Here is a 15,390-nt window from a genome sequence, read left to right as displayed (position 1 = left end):
GATCGCCCGATGCGCAAACCCCGTGACTATGATGCCGAGCTGAAGGCGCTGAACGACAAGGCCAGGCAGCTGCGCGAGCAGAAGCTGCGCCAGCTCGGCGAGCTGGTCGTCGTGATCGGAGCTGACGCACTTCCGATCGAGCAGCTTGCGGGCGCGCTGCTTAGCGCGATCGACACCAGGGATGCGGCGATCAAGGAGAGCTGGCGCAAGCGCGGCGTGGCCTTCTTTCAGACAGCGCCGCGCGGTGCTCGAGGCGCTGACAAGAGCGACCTTCGCACTGCGCCGGGCGCAGGCAGCCCGGCACCGGCTGCAAGCGAAGATCGCGCGTGATGACAAGCGGGCCTGGCTCGTGAGGCGCCGCGAGCGCACGCGGCAGTTGATCGAGCTCGGCGGCTTGGTTGCGAAAGCGGGCTTGGTTGAACTGACCGATGACGATCGGGCGGCAATTTTCGGATTACTGGTCGAAGCCGCGGCAACGCTGCGTAGCGAAACCGGCGATCAGGCGCTTGCGTTTTGGCGACGGCGCGGCAAGCGCGCCTTCGCGCTTGCCGCTGATCAAGGTTCGCCGCCATACCGAGCGGATGAGTGACAGTCTTCAGCCGGCAATCGCCGCCGTCATTGCGCGCGCGCCAGAGTGGGTCCGCCAGGAACTAGCGTCGAAGGATCCCGCGACGAGGGCGCGCGCCGAGGAAGCCCTTACCGCGATGATTGCGAGTGCGCTGCACGAGCCAGGCGAGGCTAAAAGCTGAGCAGGCCGCCTCCGGCGACTCAACGAGGATTGAACGCTGGCGTCACGACCTCAACTAGTGTGTCAGATTTTGAAGCAATCGCTTCAGCCGGGAGCCCTTCGTCTGAATCACGCGCCGTTGCTCGTTCCGGTCACGAATCCAGCGCAGGGTTTCCGCAATCTGCATCTCATCCGACCGCTCGCGCTTTCGCTGGCGGCGATCAATGCGCGGCATGGCGGTTTGAGGACTGAGAGCTTGACCCGCTCGCGATCAATGCCTGCAATTTGCGCTCGTACTCGCGGGCAAACTCCGTGTGGATACGATAGCTAGCCGGATCGTCGGCGCGCTCAGCCTTTTCCCGCTCTTCCTCCACGCGGCGGCTGATATATTCGATATCCTTGTCCTTAGTCATCCCTTGCTCCATGTGCCCCCGGAGCTCTCTTCGCTGAGATATAAAAAGCCGACCGGCCGTCAAGAGGCAGCGCAATCTGGCGGAACTGGTTTCAGCTACGGCCTTACCCCGGCCAGACAACACCGGGGTTACGCATTCATAACGATGCAATGTTGCGCAATGTGTCTCGGCCCGCTTTCATATGTGGCCTATGCGGCAGCGCTCTTTTCAAGCGCTGCCATACGTTCTTCGCATATCACTTGGACCGCTTGGCCGAGTGCTTCCACACGTTCGCCAAGCCACGCAAGTTCCTCTTCGGTGATACGGTAGTGCTTCGAGTAGCGCGCCTTCACATAGGCTTCCTTGAGCTTCTCGAAGCGTGAGCGATCCGACCGATTGTCGCGCGGCCACGCATCGATCAGGCGCGGGTCGATCCGCTCCGCCTGGGTGCGCAAAAAGCCGAGATTGTGAACGTGCGGCGTGTAGAAGGTGCAGACCAGCAACACGCAATGATAGAGGCGTTCGGTGGACTGATGGAGCATGAACGCCGCCTCTTTCAGCCAGCCGCGCTCTAGGTCATCGCCGAAGTTGATATGGGCGCGCATAGCGCTCGGATACCACTCCTCGAAATACTCCCGCGCCATCGCGAGCGCCTGCTGCGGCGTCTTCGGCTTTGGCTCGTGAAACTCGGTGTCCTCGCTCTGGTAAAGCGCGATCCCATCCCGCGCGACATCCATGAAGAAATAGCGCCCATGCGCCAGCCCGTCGTTCACCTCGTGCATGGTGTGCACGATGAAGTTGACCGGGGTGCGCAGCGTCTTGGTGATCGCCAGTTCGCGGTTCAGCCGGTCCTCGGCTTTCACCCAATATTCGACCCTGTCGGTGAGCTTCTCGTTGTTGACGATCACCAGCAGATCGAAGTCGGACTGATAGCCCTTGGCGGTGTGCGGCTCATCGACCCAGCCGCCGCGCGCATAGCTGCCGTACAGAATGACCTTGAGGATGCGCGCGTTCTTCTTCCACTCCGAGTTCGCAATGGCGGTCGCATCGCCAAACTCCTCGAAGAGGATCTGGACGACGCGTTCCAGTTCGCGCTGCTTGGCCGGAGGCAGATGGTCGAGGTCGGTACGCATGGTGAAACGATCCTATCCGAGCGTGGCAGAAAAGAACAACCGCGCGGGTTGCCCCGCGCGGCAGTTGTCGGTCACCAGAGGCGCCACAACCGGCGGCGCGGTCTGTTGTCCATGTCACGCATGATCGCGAACAGCGCCTGCGCCAGCAGGTGTTCGACTTCACGGACGGTGAGCCCGGTGCGCGCGGCGACCTGCTCGTAATCCAGGTCTTCGTACCGGACGGCGCAGAACACGGCATGCTGGTCACGCGGCAGTCTGCGGATCGCTCGACGTAGTCGCCGCAGCGTGCGGGGATCGGGGGTGTCGATCATGACAAGTCTCCCTCTTGTGAGGAAGCTGGCGGCCTTGCGACCGCCAGCATCGGTCATGCGGCTGCACGCAGCGGCTGCGGTTCGGGGGTGATGGCGAGGCCCGCCATCTTGTCGGCTCGGGCGACGGTCGGCACGCCGCCGCGCGCGGTGTAGGCGGCAGGCGGGAAGGCCATCCATTTCGGCACCCAGCCTTCGGCCTTGGCCCGCCCGTTCGCGCCGGTCAGGCAATCGCGGATGATCCCGCGCTTCACCTTGCCGGTCGCACTTTCGTTGGCGCTTGCGGTGGCATCGCCCGCCACATCGGCCAGCACGCAGCCGATCACCTCCCGGTCACGGATCAGATCGAGCAAGGCGTCGTCGGCCTGCCAGACCTTGGCCATGTCGGTCCCGAGCAACGGCCCCAGCACCTCGATCAGCGCACTCCCGGCTTCCAGCGTCTCGCCCATGACGATCGCCGCCACGTCGAACAGTGCAGGATCGGGAAGCTGCAACAGCCGGACGAACAGCCCGGCAAGACCATGCTCGCCCTCATAGCCGCGCGTCATGGTCGGGGCCTCGGGATCGAAGCCGAGAAGCGCCAGCACCGCCCGCCGCTTCTCGTCGAACCGCGCTTCCGAGGTGCAGTTCCCGACGCTCTCGGCAATCGCATCGCTGGATGCCCGCTGGTCCTCGATCCGGACATTCCAGAGCGGCGACCCGACAATGGCATGCGCCACCATCAACCGCAGCGCGACCGAAGGCTGGCTGATCAGGTCGGCACGCACAGCGGCATGCCGGTGCAGATCGACATAGTTCTGGATCGGCGCGCTCACCTCGGGCCGCACCGGCTTCTCGTTCTGGCTGACCTCGCCCCGTTCGCGCCGCCGCGCCTCCTTCGTTGAGATATAGCCCTCATGGACGGTGACCTCGCCGCGCGCACTGACCGCGAGAAAGACCTTGCCGCCCTTGCGCTTGGGACAACGCTCATGCTCCCAGCTATGGAAAGTCTCGCCCGTCGGCAGGATCACCACCTCCGGCCACCCGGCCTCGCGATAGCCCTCGGCCTTGGCCTCGATGGCAGGCGTCTGCGCCGCCCAGAAACTGACCGTGTCGGCGAAGAAGCGCTCCTCGCCGAACAGGTCCGACACCACTTCGCCGGAATAGTCGGCCAGATCGAACAGCGCCGCACCCACCGGCACCGACGCACCGCCGAACAGCCATGCCTTGAGCTGATGCCCCGTCGGGCAATGCGCCTCGGGATCGTCCAGCAGTGCCAGCCAGTCGCGCTGCCGCGCCTTGGAGGCGAGGGTCAGATGCCGCACCGTCGCCGCATCGATGTCGCCCTTGCGATACAGCGCACGGATACGGGGCAGCAGATTGCCCAGCGCCAGAGTCCGCTTCACCTGCAGCTCGGTCAGCCCGAAGGTAAGGCCGATGTCCTCGGGCGAACGTCTCTCGCGCACCAGCCGCGTGAAGCTCTCCCACAAGGTCACTTCGTCCGGGTCCAGCCGCGCGACATTCTCGATCAGCGAGGCTTCCAGCGCCGCCGCATCGTCGCCCGGCGCCATGATCGCGCAGGGCAGGGGCTCGGCCTCGCCGCTCTCCTGCGCGACCGCCAGCGCCGCATGATAGCGCCGCTTGCCCGCAACGATCTCGAAGCGCTCGGCTTCCTCGGTCGGCCGCACGATCAGCGGCACCAGCACGCCCCGCGCCCGGATCGACGGCAGGATGTGCGACAGGTCGGCCTTGCCCCTGGCCCGCATGTTCACAGCGGAGATGCAGAGTTGGGCGACATCGATATGCTTGAATTCCATTGGTCCTACTCCTCTTCAAACACCGCACCGGCCCCGGAAAAGGGGGGTGGGCGGCAAGGAGCAGACCGGCAGTCCCGCTTGAGCGGCGGGCAGCACCCGCAGGGCCGAAACAGAGTGGAGGGCACGCGCAGCGGGTTGCGGCACGCCGCGACGGGACTAGAGGGAGCGACGCCCACACCCCTTTGGCCGCGGCCGGCAGGCAACGCCGGCGCGCCGCGCCGTCCACAGATCTTGAGCAGCGCAGCGCCCGGCGCCGCAGGCGCGAGGCAAACATGCACTCTCGAAGCCGGCCGACCGTCGTGGCGGCGTGCGCGCGCAACTGTGCGCCAGCCGCCGCTGTGCCTTCCGGCCGGATTGAGTGTGCCACGCGGAGAACAAGATGCGCCGCGGACCCTGGCGGCTGCGCAGCAACTCGTCAGAGAACGCCCATCGGACATCGCGTTCCGCTGAACGGCATCGCCGGTTCACGTCATGCGATCGTCACCCGGATGGGCCGAGACGCGCAGCGTCGGGGCCGCGCAAGCGGCGTAGAGCGCGGCCACTCGCAGCGTGGGACGCCCTGACACAAGCATCCGGATTCCAGTGCCCTACGCTATCCTACGTTTGTGCACGCTGTGGCCGCAAAGGCACCTTCTGACACCCTAGAGGCCCTTTTCACCTGCGTGGATTCCTGCCCAACTTACCCCGGGGCGCACCACTCAACGGCACCAAGTGCAAGGTGATACCAATGCAGACCGATACCCCCGACCGCATCCTCCGGATCAAGACCGTCCTCGAGCGCACCGGTCTCAGCCGCTCGACCATGTACCGCAAGATGCAGAACGGTACCTTTCCCCGGAACGTCCAGATCAGTACGCGCTGCGCCGGCTGGCACGAGTCCGCGATCAACGCCTGGCTAAAAAATCCGATGTTCTACGAAGCGAGTCGTTAGCACCCGTCCGGTCAGGGAGGCGCCCGACAAACTCTCACCATGAGCGAGCAGCCATGGCAACGCCGGCGCGCTGCGAAGCGGGGTCACATCGTCGTGGAAACTCAACGCTGAGGAACGGCCGCCCCGGCATAGGGGTCGTATCCTCGTGTCGGCTGCGGTGTCGGTACTACCAGGCGCGAATGCTGGACCGAGACCGGAGGCGGCGGGGATGGGTCTCTCGTGCCGTCGGTGGCGAAATTGATGATGCCCGAGGCGATCACGGGCGCGCCGAAGAGAATGAAGCAGCCGCCAGCTACCGTTATGCCGCGACGGACCGGCAGCCGGCCGCCCAGCATCAGAAAACCGACGCTGGCGACGGCGATCACGGCGATGCTGGTAGCGATCGATCCGAGTGCGACGCCTTCGATCCAAAGCGCCGCAGCTACGAATGGGCTCGATCCGTCGGGTTCGGCGAGCGACGGGGCGAGAGCGAAGGCAAATGCGAGGCCGCTCATGCCAGCACCACCTCAGCGACCTGGCGCTTGCCGCCGAAGCGGGCGAGCTGGACATAGACGTCCACCGTGCTGCGCACATAGGAGGTCACGGCTGAGCTGGGCGCCCCCTTTCTGAGATATAACGCAGGCCACATCAACGGGCCGGAGCTTGCGACGGTGATCGCGGCGCCAATCGTGCCGAGCGCCACTGCATCGATCCAGCGAATGGACGCGACGAACGGGCCAGGGCCTTCGGGATAGGCGAGAGATGGCGCTGCAGAGAAGGCAAAACGTCCTCAGCGCGTCCACAAACCTCCAAAAGCCGGACCGATCCGGTGCATTCTCGGAAAGTCTGTAGGCTCCCTAGCTAGGCATCTCATTTCGAATGTGTATCTTCTTTTTGCTTAATCAAAAGGGGGATGGATGCGACTCGCTCTTCTTGTCGGACTGACGATCGCCGCAGGTACAATCTCAAGCGTGGCAAGCGCTTCGGAGACTGTGACATACACCTATGACGCCAAGGGGCGGCTGGTGAAGGTTGAGCATTCGGGTGCCGTGAACAATGGCGTGAAAACCGAATATACCCACGACAAGGCGAACAATCGCAAGCGAGTGCAGGTCACGGGCGCGCCCAGCTGAGCGGCTGACATCGGCTTCCGGTTAAAAATTTCAAAAGAGGAAATCTGATGGAACGGATGAACTTCGGCCGCCCGCGCGGTCGGACGGGACGCCGCGCGTACCTGCTGCTCGCCACGATTCTCGCCACCGGCGTTGCCGCCCCAGCGATGGGCCAGGCGATCTCGCCGCACCCCAATCTCGACGCGAACGGCATGGACCTGACCGATGGCAGCTTCGCGATTAACGTGAAGATCGCTTCGGTTGGCTCGGGGGACGCCGAACTTCCCCTTACCGCGATCTCCGGTGATTTCGACAATTGGAACGCCATCCAGTTTCAGAAGACGACATCGGGCAGCACCACGCACTATACTATCCCGCTGGGGCTTAAATACGACCATTTCACCCAGGCGAGTCAGCTATCGACTGTGGGCTCGGGCGCGGTGCTGACCGATGCGACCGACACCGCGACCTATCGCGCACTCGACGGCTCGGTCATCACGTTCACCAACCCGGTCGGGACGCTCGGTGGGCTGTCGAATCTGTGCGACTACAACAACACTACCAACTGCTATTTGCTGCCCGAGAGTATCACCGACAAGGGCGGCAAGACGGTGCATCTCGAGTGGGACGTCCACCAGAACTGCTCGCTTTCGATCGATGCGCCAGACTGCACGTTCAGCTGGCGCCTCGCCCGCGTTTACAATAACGCCGGTTCGGAAATTGATTTCACCTACGCCAGCAACTCCGTTGGCATCCGTGCTAATCCCGGGCCTACATGGTACCAGAGAACGACGGCCGTGCTTTCTGGCGGCGGTGCCAGCGGCGGCACTACGGGCACCGTTACCTATGCCAGGCCCTCAACTGGCGTTACTACGATTACCACGCCCGGTGGCCGGACTTGGCGCTTCACCGGTGCGAACGCGCTCCGCCGGCCGGGCGCAAGTAGCGATACGCTGGTTCGCTCCGGAAGTAACGTCACGCACGACGGCGTGACGACCAACTACAATTATTCCGTGTCGGGCACGACGGCGACCATGGTGGTTACCGATGCGCAGTCGCACACGACGACGATCGTCTCCGACCTGACTAAGCATCGCCCGACCTCGGTAACGGACGCGAATGGCAAGGTGACGGGCTACACCTATGACAGTTTGGGTCGGCCGACCGAGATCAGCTATCCAGAGGGAAACAAGGTCCAATATACCTATGACGGTCGCGGCAACACCGCCGAGACGCGGCTGAAGGCCAAGCCTGGATCGGGTCTGTCGGATATCGTCACCACGGCGGGCTATGACAGCAGCTGCTCCAACCCGCTGACTTGCAACAGCCCGAACTGGACGAAGGACGCGCTCGGCAACCAGACCGACTTCGCCTATGATAGCGGAACCGGTCTCGTTACCAGCGTGACGCGACCCGCCGCGACGAGTGGCTCGAACCGGCCGCAGACGCGCTACAGCTACACCACCAATGCCGCCGGCGTCGCGCAGCTCACCGGCATATCGCAATGTCGGACCGGCGTGGCACCTGGCTGTGTCGGGACCGCTGACGAAGTGAAGGCGACGGTGGCCTATGACGCCGCGCTCAACGTAACCAGCGTGACCACCGCCGCAGGCGACGGTTCGCTGAGCGCAACCACAACGGCGACCTATGATGCCGCGGGCAATCTGCTGACTGTCGATGGGCCGCTTTCGGGTAGCGGCGATACGGTCACCTATCGCTACGATGCGGATCGGTTGCGGGTCGGCGCGATCTCATCAGATCCGGACGGTGCTGGCTCCCGCAAGCGCCGAGCGCTGAAAACAAGCTACACCAGCGACGGTCAGCCTAGCGTGACCGAGGTGGGAACCGTGGATGGCACGACAGATACCGATTGGTCGGCCTTCGTATCGTCGGAGCAGCTTACCGACGGCTATGACACGAATGCCCGCAAGACACGCGAGGTCCTGACCGCGGGCGGCTCCACTTATGGCGTCAGCGAATATAGCTATGACACGCTGGGGCGGCCAGACTGCATGGCGACGCGGATGAACAGCGCTGCCTGGGGCTCAGCGCTTGCTGCATGCACGGCGGCGACTGCCGGCAGCGCCGGCCCCGATCGTATCGTAAGGGCCAGCTACGATGCCGTTGGCCGCCGGTCCAAGGTGCAGACCGCCTATGGCACCGCCGACCAGTCCGACGAGGTAACCACGACCTATACCGATAATGGTGAACTCGCGAGCGTCACCGATGGCGAGGTCAATAAGACCAGCTACGAATATGACGGGTTTGATCGCCCGGCCAAGACCTATTACCCGGTGAGCACCCAGGGTACCGCGAGCAGTTCGGGCAGCGACTATGAACAGTTCGGCTATGACGCGGCGAGCAACGTCACCAGCCGTCGCCTGCGTGATGGCACAACGATTACCTACGGATATGACTATCTCAATCGCGTCATCAGCAAGGTCACGCCAAATATTGCCAATTTCGATTGGGACGTGGCCTATGGCTATAACTTGATCGGTCAGGCTACGAGCGTAGTCGGCAACGGCGCTGTGGATGATACCTTCGTCTATGACGCGCTGGGACGGCTGACCAATGAGAATAATTATGGCGCGGCCACCTATCACAGTTATGATCTGGCTGGACGGCAGACGCGGCTGACCTGGAGCGACGGCTTTTACGTCGACTATGATTACAACGTCACCGGGGAGACGATCGCGATCCGCGAGAACGGCGCGACCTCCGGTGCAGGCGTGCTCGCGAGCTATGGATATGACGATCTGGGGCGCCGGACGAGCATCACGCGCGGCAACGGCACGACGACGAGCTACAGCTATGACGGCGTTTCGCGCCTATCATCGATTGCGCAGAATCTCGCTGGAAGCAGCTACGATTTTACCCACAGCCTCAGCTATAATCCCGCCAGCCAGATCGCATCGCTCACGCGCTCGAACGACGCCTATGCTTGGAACGGGTACTACAATGTCGATCGCCCTTATACAGTCAACGGCCTGAACCAGCTCGCTGCGGCTGGCTCGACTGCGCTGGGCTATGATGGTCGAGGCAATCTGACCAGTTCAGGGAGTCTGAGCTATGATTACACCAGCGAGAATCGCCTCGCGACGGCACCAGGTTATACCCTGGCCTATGAGCCGGGTGGCGGCCAGTTGCTACAGCTCCACGAGAATTTGAGCGGGCAGGACACACGCTTCGCTTATTCCGGCGGACAGCTCATTAGTGAGCTCACCTACACCGGCTCGAGTTGGGCGATTGCCAAGCGCTATGTGCCAGGGCCCAGCGCCGACGAGCCGATTGTGTGGTACGAAGGCGCGGGCACAAGTGATCGGCGCTGGCTGCACGCCGACGAGCGCGGTTCGGTGGTCGCAGTGAGCGACGGCTCAGGCAACGTCATCGGCGTGAATAGCTACGATGAATATGGAATTCCCTCAGGGGGAAATATCGGGCGGTTCCAGTATACGGGGCAGGCTTGGATGCCTGAGTTCGGCATGTATTATTATAAGGCTCGTATGTATTCGCCGACGCTTGGGCGCTTCATGCAGGCAGACTCAATAAGCTATATCGCTGGAATGAACCTATATAATTATACGATGGGAGATCCAATTAATTTTAATGATCCTTCTGGACATGACATTAAGTGCAATGACGGAACTTCAATCCCCTCAACTACAACAGGTGATGATGCTTGTGATGGCCATGGAGGATTCAGTAATGAATTGTCCAATGGGGGAGCGGGGTACGGAGCCTTCAGCGGTAGTCTTTTGTGGGGAATAATTCGAGGATCTGTAGGAAGCATTAGCTCTATAACCGATTCTGTTGGGGGGGGCGGAGGGTACTCTCCCTATCCTCCGACACCCGACGATCGCCCCTGCATTCCAACGACAGTTTCGGGTGGCGGATACATTGGAGGATCCGGGGAGCTCGGAGCTGCTGCCATCGGTGCGGCGGGGCAGGGCTCATTGTCGGCAATGAGTTTTACCAATGGAGAGACTGCTGTTTTCAAGACGACCGGAGCGTATGCCGGTGGTCCAGGTTGGGGCGCTAGTTATCCGAGTTCAGCAAGCGGGCTATACAGCACTGCTGGCGGCATTGTGGCGGGATTCTCGCTCGGCGCAGGGGGAGGGATATCCGCAACGAATGCGACGAGTCCGGGGCAGTTGGCGGGGGTAGCTCAGACTTATAATGCTAATGTAGGAGTAGTCTCCGTGAGCGCATCTTTTGGAGAAAACGGGATTTTTTCGGTTAATGCGGGGCTTTCTCTGGGATTTTCATTTGATGCTAGCACATATCAGACTAATACAACCATTGTTGCGCAACAAAAAAGTGGCTGCTGATGAAGAACAAAATTTGGTTTAGAAGAATTGCTTGGTCTTACCTTCCTAATAGCTGGGAAGGATTTGCGGCGATATTTCTATCTATTATGTTATTTCTTATTTCTTATGGATTAATTTCCTTCTTTGAAAATCAAATGCATTTACAATTGGGGTTTTTTAAAATATTATCATTTCTTATTTTTTGGATCGGACTTCTATTGGTCGCAAGGTCGCATAGCTAAAATCAATAAGCTGATTTCAAAAAAGGCCTGCAATAATATTCGTAAGCTGCATGTAAAATTATCTGTATGCGCGCGAACAAATAGATGTCTAAATTTATTTTGAAGACTGCGCTGCCCGGCCGGTCTCGAACCCGTGAACGCCGTACGCTGGCAGAACGGTTATTCTGCTGGTGCGTTCAGCCTACACCGGTAGACATGAAGTCATGATAGCGGCACCCCAAGCCGCGAGGAGTTCTCTCCTCAGAGCCAAAAATGACGTGCGTTTATATGCGGCGATCACCTTGTCTGGCACCACGTGTGCAAGTGCCGCTTCAGCAACGGGGTCGGGAATTGTCGGCATCATTTCGGCTGCCCAATCCCGGAATGAACTGCGAAAACCGTGTGCAGTGAAGGGCACCTTGGCGCCCCTGAGAACCTTGGTGATCGTCATGTCGGAAAGCTGCCCGCCTCTCAGGGCCGGAAAAATTAGATCTTGCGGCTTAGGTGAAATCTCATCGAGGCGCCGGCGCAGTAGATCGATCGCTGGCTGGTTGAGCGTGACAGTATGTGCCAGCCGGTTTTTCATCAGGTCGGCCGGGCGGTTCCAGTTTCCTGCATCAAAATCGATGTGGGACCATCGAGCAGATCGAACCTCGCCAGACCTCGCCGCGGTAAACAGCAGGAACATCAATGCATCTCGGCCGGTGGTTTGGGGTCGATCCATCAGATCCGCTACGAGGCCCGGAACTTCGGTATACGGCATGGCAGCGAAGTTGTTGCCGCTAGCCTGCCGAGCGAGCCCCAGAGTAACCGCCTTCAACGGCGCCTCATTCGTTCTCCAGCCTTTGGACTGTGAATAGTTGAGGACGGTGCCAACCCGCTGGCGAACCTTACGTGCCATGGACGGTATTCTGGTCCAGATTGGCGTCAGCATGTCGCGTATGACGGCAGCATCGATCGTATCGACCCTCCGGTTCCCGATCGGCCCAAAAGCGTGCTCCTCTAGCGATGAAAGAAATGCTGCGGCATGCTTCGGTGCCCAGCCTGATTTCAGATCGTTGTGTGCAGCCTTCGCGGCGTCCTTGAACGTGGGAATAGGCCGGCGGTCGCGATCCCGCTCCGCGATCGGGTCTCGTCCATTCAACACATACTTGCGAAGCTCTGCTGCTTTCTCACGAGCTTCCGCTAAGTTCAGAGCGGCGATCGAGCCGAGGCCGATGTCCCTGCGCTTACCATCGCGCTGGACGCGCAGCAGCCATGATCTGCTTCCAGAGTTCTTCACGAGCAGATATAGCCCGTTACCATCCCCATGGCGGCCAGGCTTGGCGTTTCTAACGCCGATGGCGGTCAAGCTGCCCATTTCTGTTCCCTCGTTTGTTCCCACGCTGCGCGTTGGATGCGATGACGCATATTGGGAAAGCTTGAGGATCAGCTTTGCAAAATATCTTTGTTTCTTAAAGGCTAAGAGCCATCCTGGGCTTTCCTGAGACGAGGAGTATAGGGCTCACGGGGCATCCACTTCTCCCTCCTACATCGACGGTTCGACGCAGACGCGACGACGCGCGCCTTTCGCCGGCGAATCGCTGTGCGCAAAAAAGGGGCGCGATCCGGATTCGGACCGCGCCCCGCCTGGATCAGTAGAAGGCGCCGTAGATCACATCGACGACGCGGCGCGTGCGCAGGCTGACCAGCAGCAGGTCCGGCCCGTAGCGCACCCAGCGATAGCCGGGAGGCGGCGCGCCGACGCCGAGGCCGTACCAGTCGTCATAATAATAGCTGCTCGACAGGAAGAGCACCGGCAGCAGCCCGCCGATCGACCAGCGGCGATAGCTGTAGCCGCGCGGATATTGGAAGGGCGGGCGGTGGATCGGGCGGAAGTTCGGCGGGCGGCCGGCGCCGGGGCGGTGCGGCGGGCGCGCGACCGGCGGGCGCGGCGCAGGCGGCCGCGCAACGGGCGGGCGCGGCGCGGGCGGTCGCATGCCGGGGCCGCCGGGGTGCGAAGGGCCGGGCGCCGGCGGGCGAGGGCCCGGCTGCGGCTGGGGCGGACGCTGAGGCCCACCAGGCCCACCCGAGGGCGGGCGCTGGCCCGACTGGCTGGGGCGATCGCCCGGGCGGTGCTGCTGCGCTTCGGCGAGCGCCGGCGCGAGGAGGATCGCCATCATCGCGATCGACGTCAGCTTCTTCATGCTTTCTCTCCGACTGGTGGAGTGGTGCCCGTCACCGAACGACCGGGCGCGCGAAAGGCTGCCGCTCAGCCCTTGTTGCGGCTCTTCATCAGCGGCTGGATGCGCGTGCCGAAATTATCGACGCCCGCGAGGAAGTCGTCGAAGGTAAGCAGCACGCCGCCGGTATTGGGCACCTCGGCCATCTCGTCGAGCATGCGGGCGACGCTCTCGTAGCTGCCGACCAGCGTGCCCATGTTGATGTTGACCGCGCCCTCCGGGGCGGCGAGCTGGCGGACATTGGTGGTCGGGTTGTTCTTGTCGGCAGCGCCCTGGTCGATCAGCCAGCGCACCGCGTCGATATCGAGGCCGTCGCGATAGGATTGCCACTTGGCCATCGCCGCCTCGTCGGTCTCGTCGGCGATCACCATGATCAGCACGAACACCTTCACGTCGCGCCCGGTCCTGGCGGTCGCCTCGGCGAGACGCTCGTTGTTGAAAGCGAAGGCGGTCGGCGTGTTGACGCCCTTGCCGAGGCAGAAGGCATAGTCCGCCCATTTCGCCGAGAAGGCGAGGCCCTCGTCCGACGAGCCGGCGCAGATGATCTTCATCTCGCCCTCGGGCGTCGGGCGGACGCGGCAATCGTCCATCTGGTAATATTCGCCCTTGAGGTCGCTGCGCCCGGTCTCCCACAGCTCGCGCAGGATCTGGGCGTACTCGTCGAGCATCTGGTAGCGGTTGCGGAAATGCTCGTCGCCCGGCCACAGGCCCATCTGGCTGTATTCGGGGCGCTGCCAGCCGGTGATCAGGTTGAGCCCGAAACGGCCATGGCTGATCGAATCGATCGTGTTGCACATGCGCGCGGCAAAGGCCGGCGGGATGATCAGCGTCGGGCAGGTGGCGTAGATCTTGATCTTGCTGGTGACCGCGGCGAGGCCGGCCATCAGCGTGAAGCTTTCCAGTCCATATTCCCAGAACTCGGTCTTGCCGCCGAAGCCGCGCAGCTTGATCATCGACAGGAGGAAATCGAGGCCATGCTCCTCGGCCTTCAGCGCGATCGCCTTGTTCATGTCGAAGCTCGGCATGTACTGCGGCGCGTTCTCGCTGATCAGCCAGCCATTGTTGTTGATGGGAACGAAGACGCCGACTTCCATGTGATTAGCTCCCCAGAAATGCCAGAACACGGGCCTCGAAGCCCGCCGGATCGGTGACGTTGCAGGCGTGCCCTCCCCAAGGCATCCGAACAAGTTGCGCCTGCGGAATGGCTTGCGCAAGCCGGGCCGAGCAGCCGGGCGGGACGAGTGCGTCGTCCTCGCTGGCAAGCAGCAGCACGGGGGTGGCGAGCGGGTATGCCTCCAGCCGGTCGATCAGGTCGAACCTCAGCGCTTCGAGGATGCGCGCCTCGACCATCTCGGTGGGGAAGCCGGCGACATGATGCTTCGCCTCTTCGTCCAGCCGCTCGCTGTTCTCGGATATCCACTGCGGCGGGAAGAGGAAGATCGGCTGGGCATCGACATATTTGCCCGGGCCATAGGCACGCAGCAGCGCCAGCCGGGCATCGAAGCAGCGCCTCGTATAGGGATCGAGCCGGCCCCAGCCATTGACCACCACCAGCCGGTCCACACGCTCGGGGGTGTCGAGCGCGAGGCTCAGCCCGCCCATGCCACCGATCGCGTGGCCGAGGATCGAGGCGCGCTCGATCTCCAGCGCGTCCATCAGCAGGCGGATATCGTCGCCGATGCTTTCGAGGCGTGGGGTGACGGTGCGGTCCGAGCGGGCGGTGCCGCGATGATCGTAGAGGATGAGGCGGTGGCGCTCGGCGAGCGCGGCCAGATTGGGCCGCCAGTACTTGCCCGATCCGCCCATGCCGGCGGAAAGGATCAGCGGGGGGCCGCTGCCATGATCCTCATAATAGAGCCCCGCCGCCTCGGGCATCAGCCGATATGCGCCACCGAGGCGATCTCGACCAGGCAATCGGGCTTCACCAGATCGGCCTTGATGCAATAGCGCGCCGGCTTGGCGCCGGGGAAATACTCGGCATAGATCTGGTTGAAGACGGGATAGTCGGCAAAATCCTTGAGGAAGATATGGTTCATCGCCACATCCTCGAGGGTCGCCCCGGCTGCCTCGAGCGTGGTCTTGATCACTTCGAGGATATGCCGCGTCTGGCCGGCGGCATCACCGACATGGAGGACGATGCCGCCCTCGCCCAGCGCCAGTACGCCCGAGACATAGACCGTGTTGCCCGCCCTGGCGCCGGCCGAATAGGGCGCGATCGGGGTGGGGAACTGGGGCGGGTTGATCGGCTCGAACGGCATC

General features: G+C 62.3%; 16 protein-coding genes. 6 read left to right on the top strand and 10 right to left on the bottom strand.

All coding sequences use genetic code 11. The features are described 5' to 3' along the window. Nucleotides 1-9: 9 nt before the first annotated feature. From ABLE38_RS09855 to ABLE38_RS09845, 3 genes are read left to right on the top strand one after another with little or no spacing between them, the layout of a single operon-like run. Nucleotides 10-330 (top strand): conjugal transfer protein TraD, encoded by a 321-nt coding sequence (locus ABLE38_RS09855; RefSeq protein WP_348973973.1) that lies wholly within the window; start codon nt 10-12, stop codon nt 328-330. A 19-nt stretch (nt 331-349) separates the two neighbouring features. After that, nucleotides 350-589: a conjugal transfer protein TraD gene (locus ABLE38_RS09850; RefSeq protein ID WP_348974482.1), complete on the top strand. Its 240-nt coding sequence runs from the start codon at nt 350-352 to the stop codon at nt 587-589. Next, nucleotides 582-749, top strand: a complete 168-nt coding sequence (locus tag ABLE38_RS09845; RefSeq protein WP_348973972.1) for a DUF6771 family protein — start codon at nt 582-584, stop codon at nt 747-749. The genes ABLE38_RS09850 and ABLE38_RS09845 overlap by 8 nt, the downstream gene beginning before the upstream one ends. A 199-nt stretch (nt 750-948) precedes the next feature. Here ABLE38_RS09845 and ABLE38_RS09840 read toward each other — a convergent pair whose 3' ends face one another. From ABLE38_RS09840 to ABLE38_RS09825, 4 genes are all read right to left on the bottom strand, one after another. Next, nucleotides 949-1,140 carry a hypothetical protein gene (locus tag ABLE38_RS09840; RefSeq protein WP_348973971.1) on the bottom strand — a complete coding sequence of 64 codons (192 nt, stop codon included), beginning with the start codon at nt 1,138-1,140 and terminating at the stop codon, nt 949-951. Between the two features lie 188 nt (nt 1,141-1,328). After that, the gene (locus ABLE38_RS09835) at nt 1,329-2,252 is read right to left on the bottom strand and encodes a HEPN domain-containing protein (protein WP_348973970.1); all 924 of its coding nucleotides are present in this window, start codon (nt 2,250-2,252) and stop codon (nt 1,329-1,331) included. 71 nt (nt 2,253-2,323) lie between these two features. After that, on the bottom strand, nt 2,324-2,563 hold the full coding sequence (locus ABLE38_RS09830; RefSeq protein WP_348973969.1) for a sigma factor-like helix-turn-helix DNA-binding protein: 240 nt from the start codon (nt 2,561-2,563) through the stop codon (nt 2,324-2,326). Nucleotides 2,564-2,616: 53 nt separating this feature from the next. Further along, complete coding sequence (locus ABLE38_RS09825; RefSeq protein WP_348973968.1) at nt 2,617-4,356, bottom strand: ParB N-terminal domain-containing protein; 1,740 nt, start codon at nt 4,354-4,356, stop codon at nt 2,617-2,619. Between the two features lie 727 nt (nt 4,357-5,083). Here ABLE38_RS09825 and ABLE38_RS09820 point away from each other — a divergent pair. Then, entirely contained in the window at nt 5,084-5,287 is a 204-nt protein-coding gene (locus ABLE38_RS09820; RefSeq protein ID WP_348973967.1) for an AlpA family phage regulatory protein, read from the top strand. A gap of 101 nt (nt 5,288-5,388) precedes the next feature. Here ABLE38_RS09820 and ABLE38_RS09815 read toward each other — a convergent pair whose 3' ends face one another. Further along, complete coding sequence (locus tag ABLE38_RS09815) at nt 5,389-5,781, bottom strand: TrbC/VirB2 family protein (protein WP_348973966.1); 393 nt, start codon at nt 5,779-5,781, stop codon at nt 5,389-5,391. A 402-nt stretch (nt 5,782-6,183) separates the two neighbouring features. Here ABLE38_RS09815 and ABLE38_RS09810 point away from each other — a divergent pair, with 402 nt between their 5' ends. Together ABLE38_RS09810 and ABLE38_RS09805 are read left to right on the top strand one after the other, a co-directional pair. Then, nucleotides 6,184-6,399 carry a hypothetical protein gene (locus tag ABLE38_RS09810; RefSeq protein WP_348973965.1) on the top strand — a complete coding sequence of 72 codons (216 nt, stop codon included), beginning with the start codon at nt 6,184-6,186 and terminating at the stop codon, nt 6,397-6,399. A 47-nt stretch (nt 6,400-6,446) separates the two neighbouring features. Further along, a complete protein-coding gene (locus tag ABLE38_RS09805; RefSeq protein ID WP_348973964.1) occupies nt 6,447-10,709 on the top strand; it encodes an RHS repeat-associated core domain-containing protein in 4,263 nt (1,420 codons plus the stop codon). 402 nt (nt 10,710-11,111) lie between these two features. On the opposite strand, the gene ABLE38_RS09800 is transcribed toward ABLE38_RS09805, so the two are convergent. The 5 genes from ABLE38_RS09800 to rutC form a co-directional block, all read right to left on the bottom strand. Next, a complete protein-coding gene (locus tag ABLE38_RS09800; RefSeq protein ID WP_348973963.1) occupies nt 11,112-12,269 on the bottom strand; it encodes an integrase arm-type DNA-binding domain-containing protein in 1,158 nt (385 codons plus the stop codon). A 274-nt stretch (nt 12,270-12,543) separates the two neighbouring features. Further along, the gene (locus ABLE38_RS09795; RefSeq protein ID WP_348973962.1) at nt 12,544-13,095 is read right to left on the bottom strand and encodes an RcnB family protein; all 552 of its coding nucleotides are present in this window, start codon (nt 13,093-13,095) and stop codon (nt 12,544-12,546) included. Between the two features lie 65 nt (nt 13,096-13,160). Continuing rightward, nucleotides 13,161-14,225 (bottom strand): pyrimidine utilization protein A, encoded by a 1,065-nt coding sequence (gene rutA / locus ABLE38_RS09790; protein ID WP_348973961.1) that lies wholly within the window; start codon nt 14,223-14,225, stop codon nt 13,161-13,163. Between the two features lie 4 nt (nt 14,226-14,229). Next, nucleotides 14,230-15,006 carry a pyrimidine utilization protein D gene (gene rutD, locus ABLE38_RS09785; RefSeq protein WP_348973960.1) on the bottom strand — a complete coding sequence of 259 codons (777 nt, stop codon included), beginning with the start codon at nt 15,004-15,006 and terminating at the stop codon, nt 14,230-14,232. Next, nucleotides 15,006-15,389: a pyrimidine utilization protein C gene (rutC, locus tag ABLE38_RS09780; RefSeq protein ID WP_348973959.1), complete on the bottom strand. Its 384-nt coding sequence runs from the start codon at nt 15,387-15,389 to the stop codon at nt 15,006-15,008. The genes rutD and rutC overlap by 1 nt, the downstream gene beginning before the upstream one ends. Nucleotide 15,390: the final 1 nt, after the last annotated feature.

This window comes from Sphingomonas sp. KR3-1, assembly GCF_040049295.1.
GTDB lineage: Bacteria > Pseudomonadota > Alphaproteobacteria > Sphingomonadales > Sphingomonadaceae > Sphingomonas.
The sequence above is the reverse complement of the archived record's forward strand: the minus strand, read 5'-3'. Positions and strand labels throughout refer to the sequence as shown.

Bases quoted from the DNA above. Each gene is read 5' to 3' on its own strand.
- ABLE38_RS09840 (WP_348973971.1), bottom strand. From the start codon at position 1,140: ATGACTAAGGACAAGGATATCGAATATATCAGCCGCCGCGTGGAGGAA.
- ABLE38_RS09810 (WP_348973965.1), top strand. From the start codon at position 6,184: ATGCGACTCGCTCTTCTTGTCGGACTGACGATCGCCGCAGGTACAATC.
- ABLE38_RS09830 (WP_348973969.1), bottom strand. From the start codon at position 2,563: ATGATCGACACCCCCGATCCCCGCACGCTGCGGCGACTACGTCGAGCG.
- rutA (WP_348973961.1), bottom strand. From the start codon at position 14,225: ATGGAAGTCGGCGTCTTCGTTCCCATCAACAACAATGGCTGGCTGATC.
- rutC (WP_348973959.1), bottom strand. From the start codon at position 15,389: ATGCCGTTCGAGCCGATCAACCCGCCCCAGTTCCCCACCCCGATCGCG.
- ABLE38_RS09845 (WP_348973972.1), top strand. From the start codon at position 582: ATGAGTGACAGTCTTCAGCCGGCAATCGCCGCCGTCATTGCGCGCGCG.
- ABLE38_RS09815 (WP_348973966.1), bottom strand. From the start codon at position 5,781: ATGAGCGGCCTCGCATTTGCCTTCGCTCTCGCCCCGTCGCTCGCCGAA.
- ABLE38_RS09855 (WP_348973973.1), top strand. From the start codon at position 10: ATGCGCAAACCCCGTGACTATGATGCCGAGCTGAAGGCGCTGAACGAC.
- ABLE38_RS09820 (WP_348973967.1), top strand. From the start codon at position 5,084: ATGCAGACCGATACCCCCGACCGCATCCTCCGGATCAAGACCGTCCTC.
- ABLE38_RS09800 (WP_348973963.1), bottom strand. From the start codon at position 12,269: ATGGGCAGCTTGACCGCCATCGGCGTTAGAAACGCCAAGCCTGGCCGC.
- ABLE38_RS09805 (WP_348973964.1), top strand. From the start codon at position 6,447: ATGGAACGGATGAACTTCGGCCGCCCGCGCGGTCGGACGGGACGCCGC.
- ABLE38_RS09795 (WP_348973962.1), bottom strand. From the start codon at position 13,095: ATGAAGAAGCTGACGTCGATCGCGATGATGGCGATCCTCCTCGCGCCG.
- rutD (WP_348973960.1), bottom strand. From the start codon at position 15,006: ATGCCCGAGGCGGCGGGGCTCTATTATGAGGATCATGGCAGCGGCCCC.
- ABLE38_RS09835 (WP_348973970.1), bottom strand. From the start codon at position 2,252: ATGCGTACCGACCTCGACCATCTGCCTCCGGCCAAGCAGCGCGAACTG.
- ABLE38_RS09825 (WP_348973968.1), bottom strand. From the start codon at position 4,356: ATGGAATTCAAGCATATCGATGTCGCCCAACTCTGCATCTCCGCTGTG.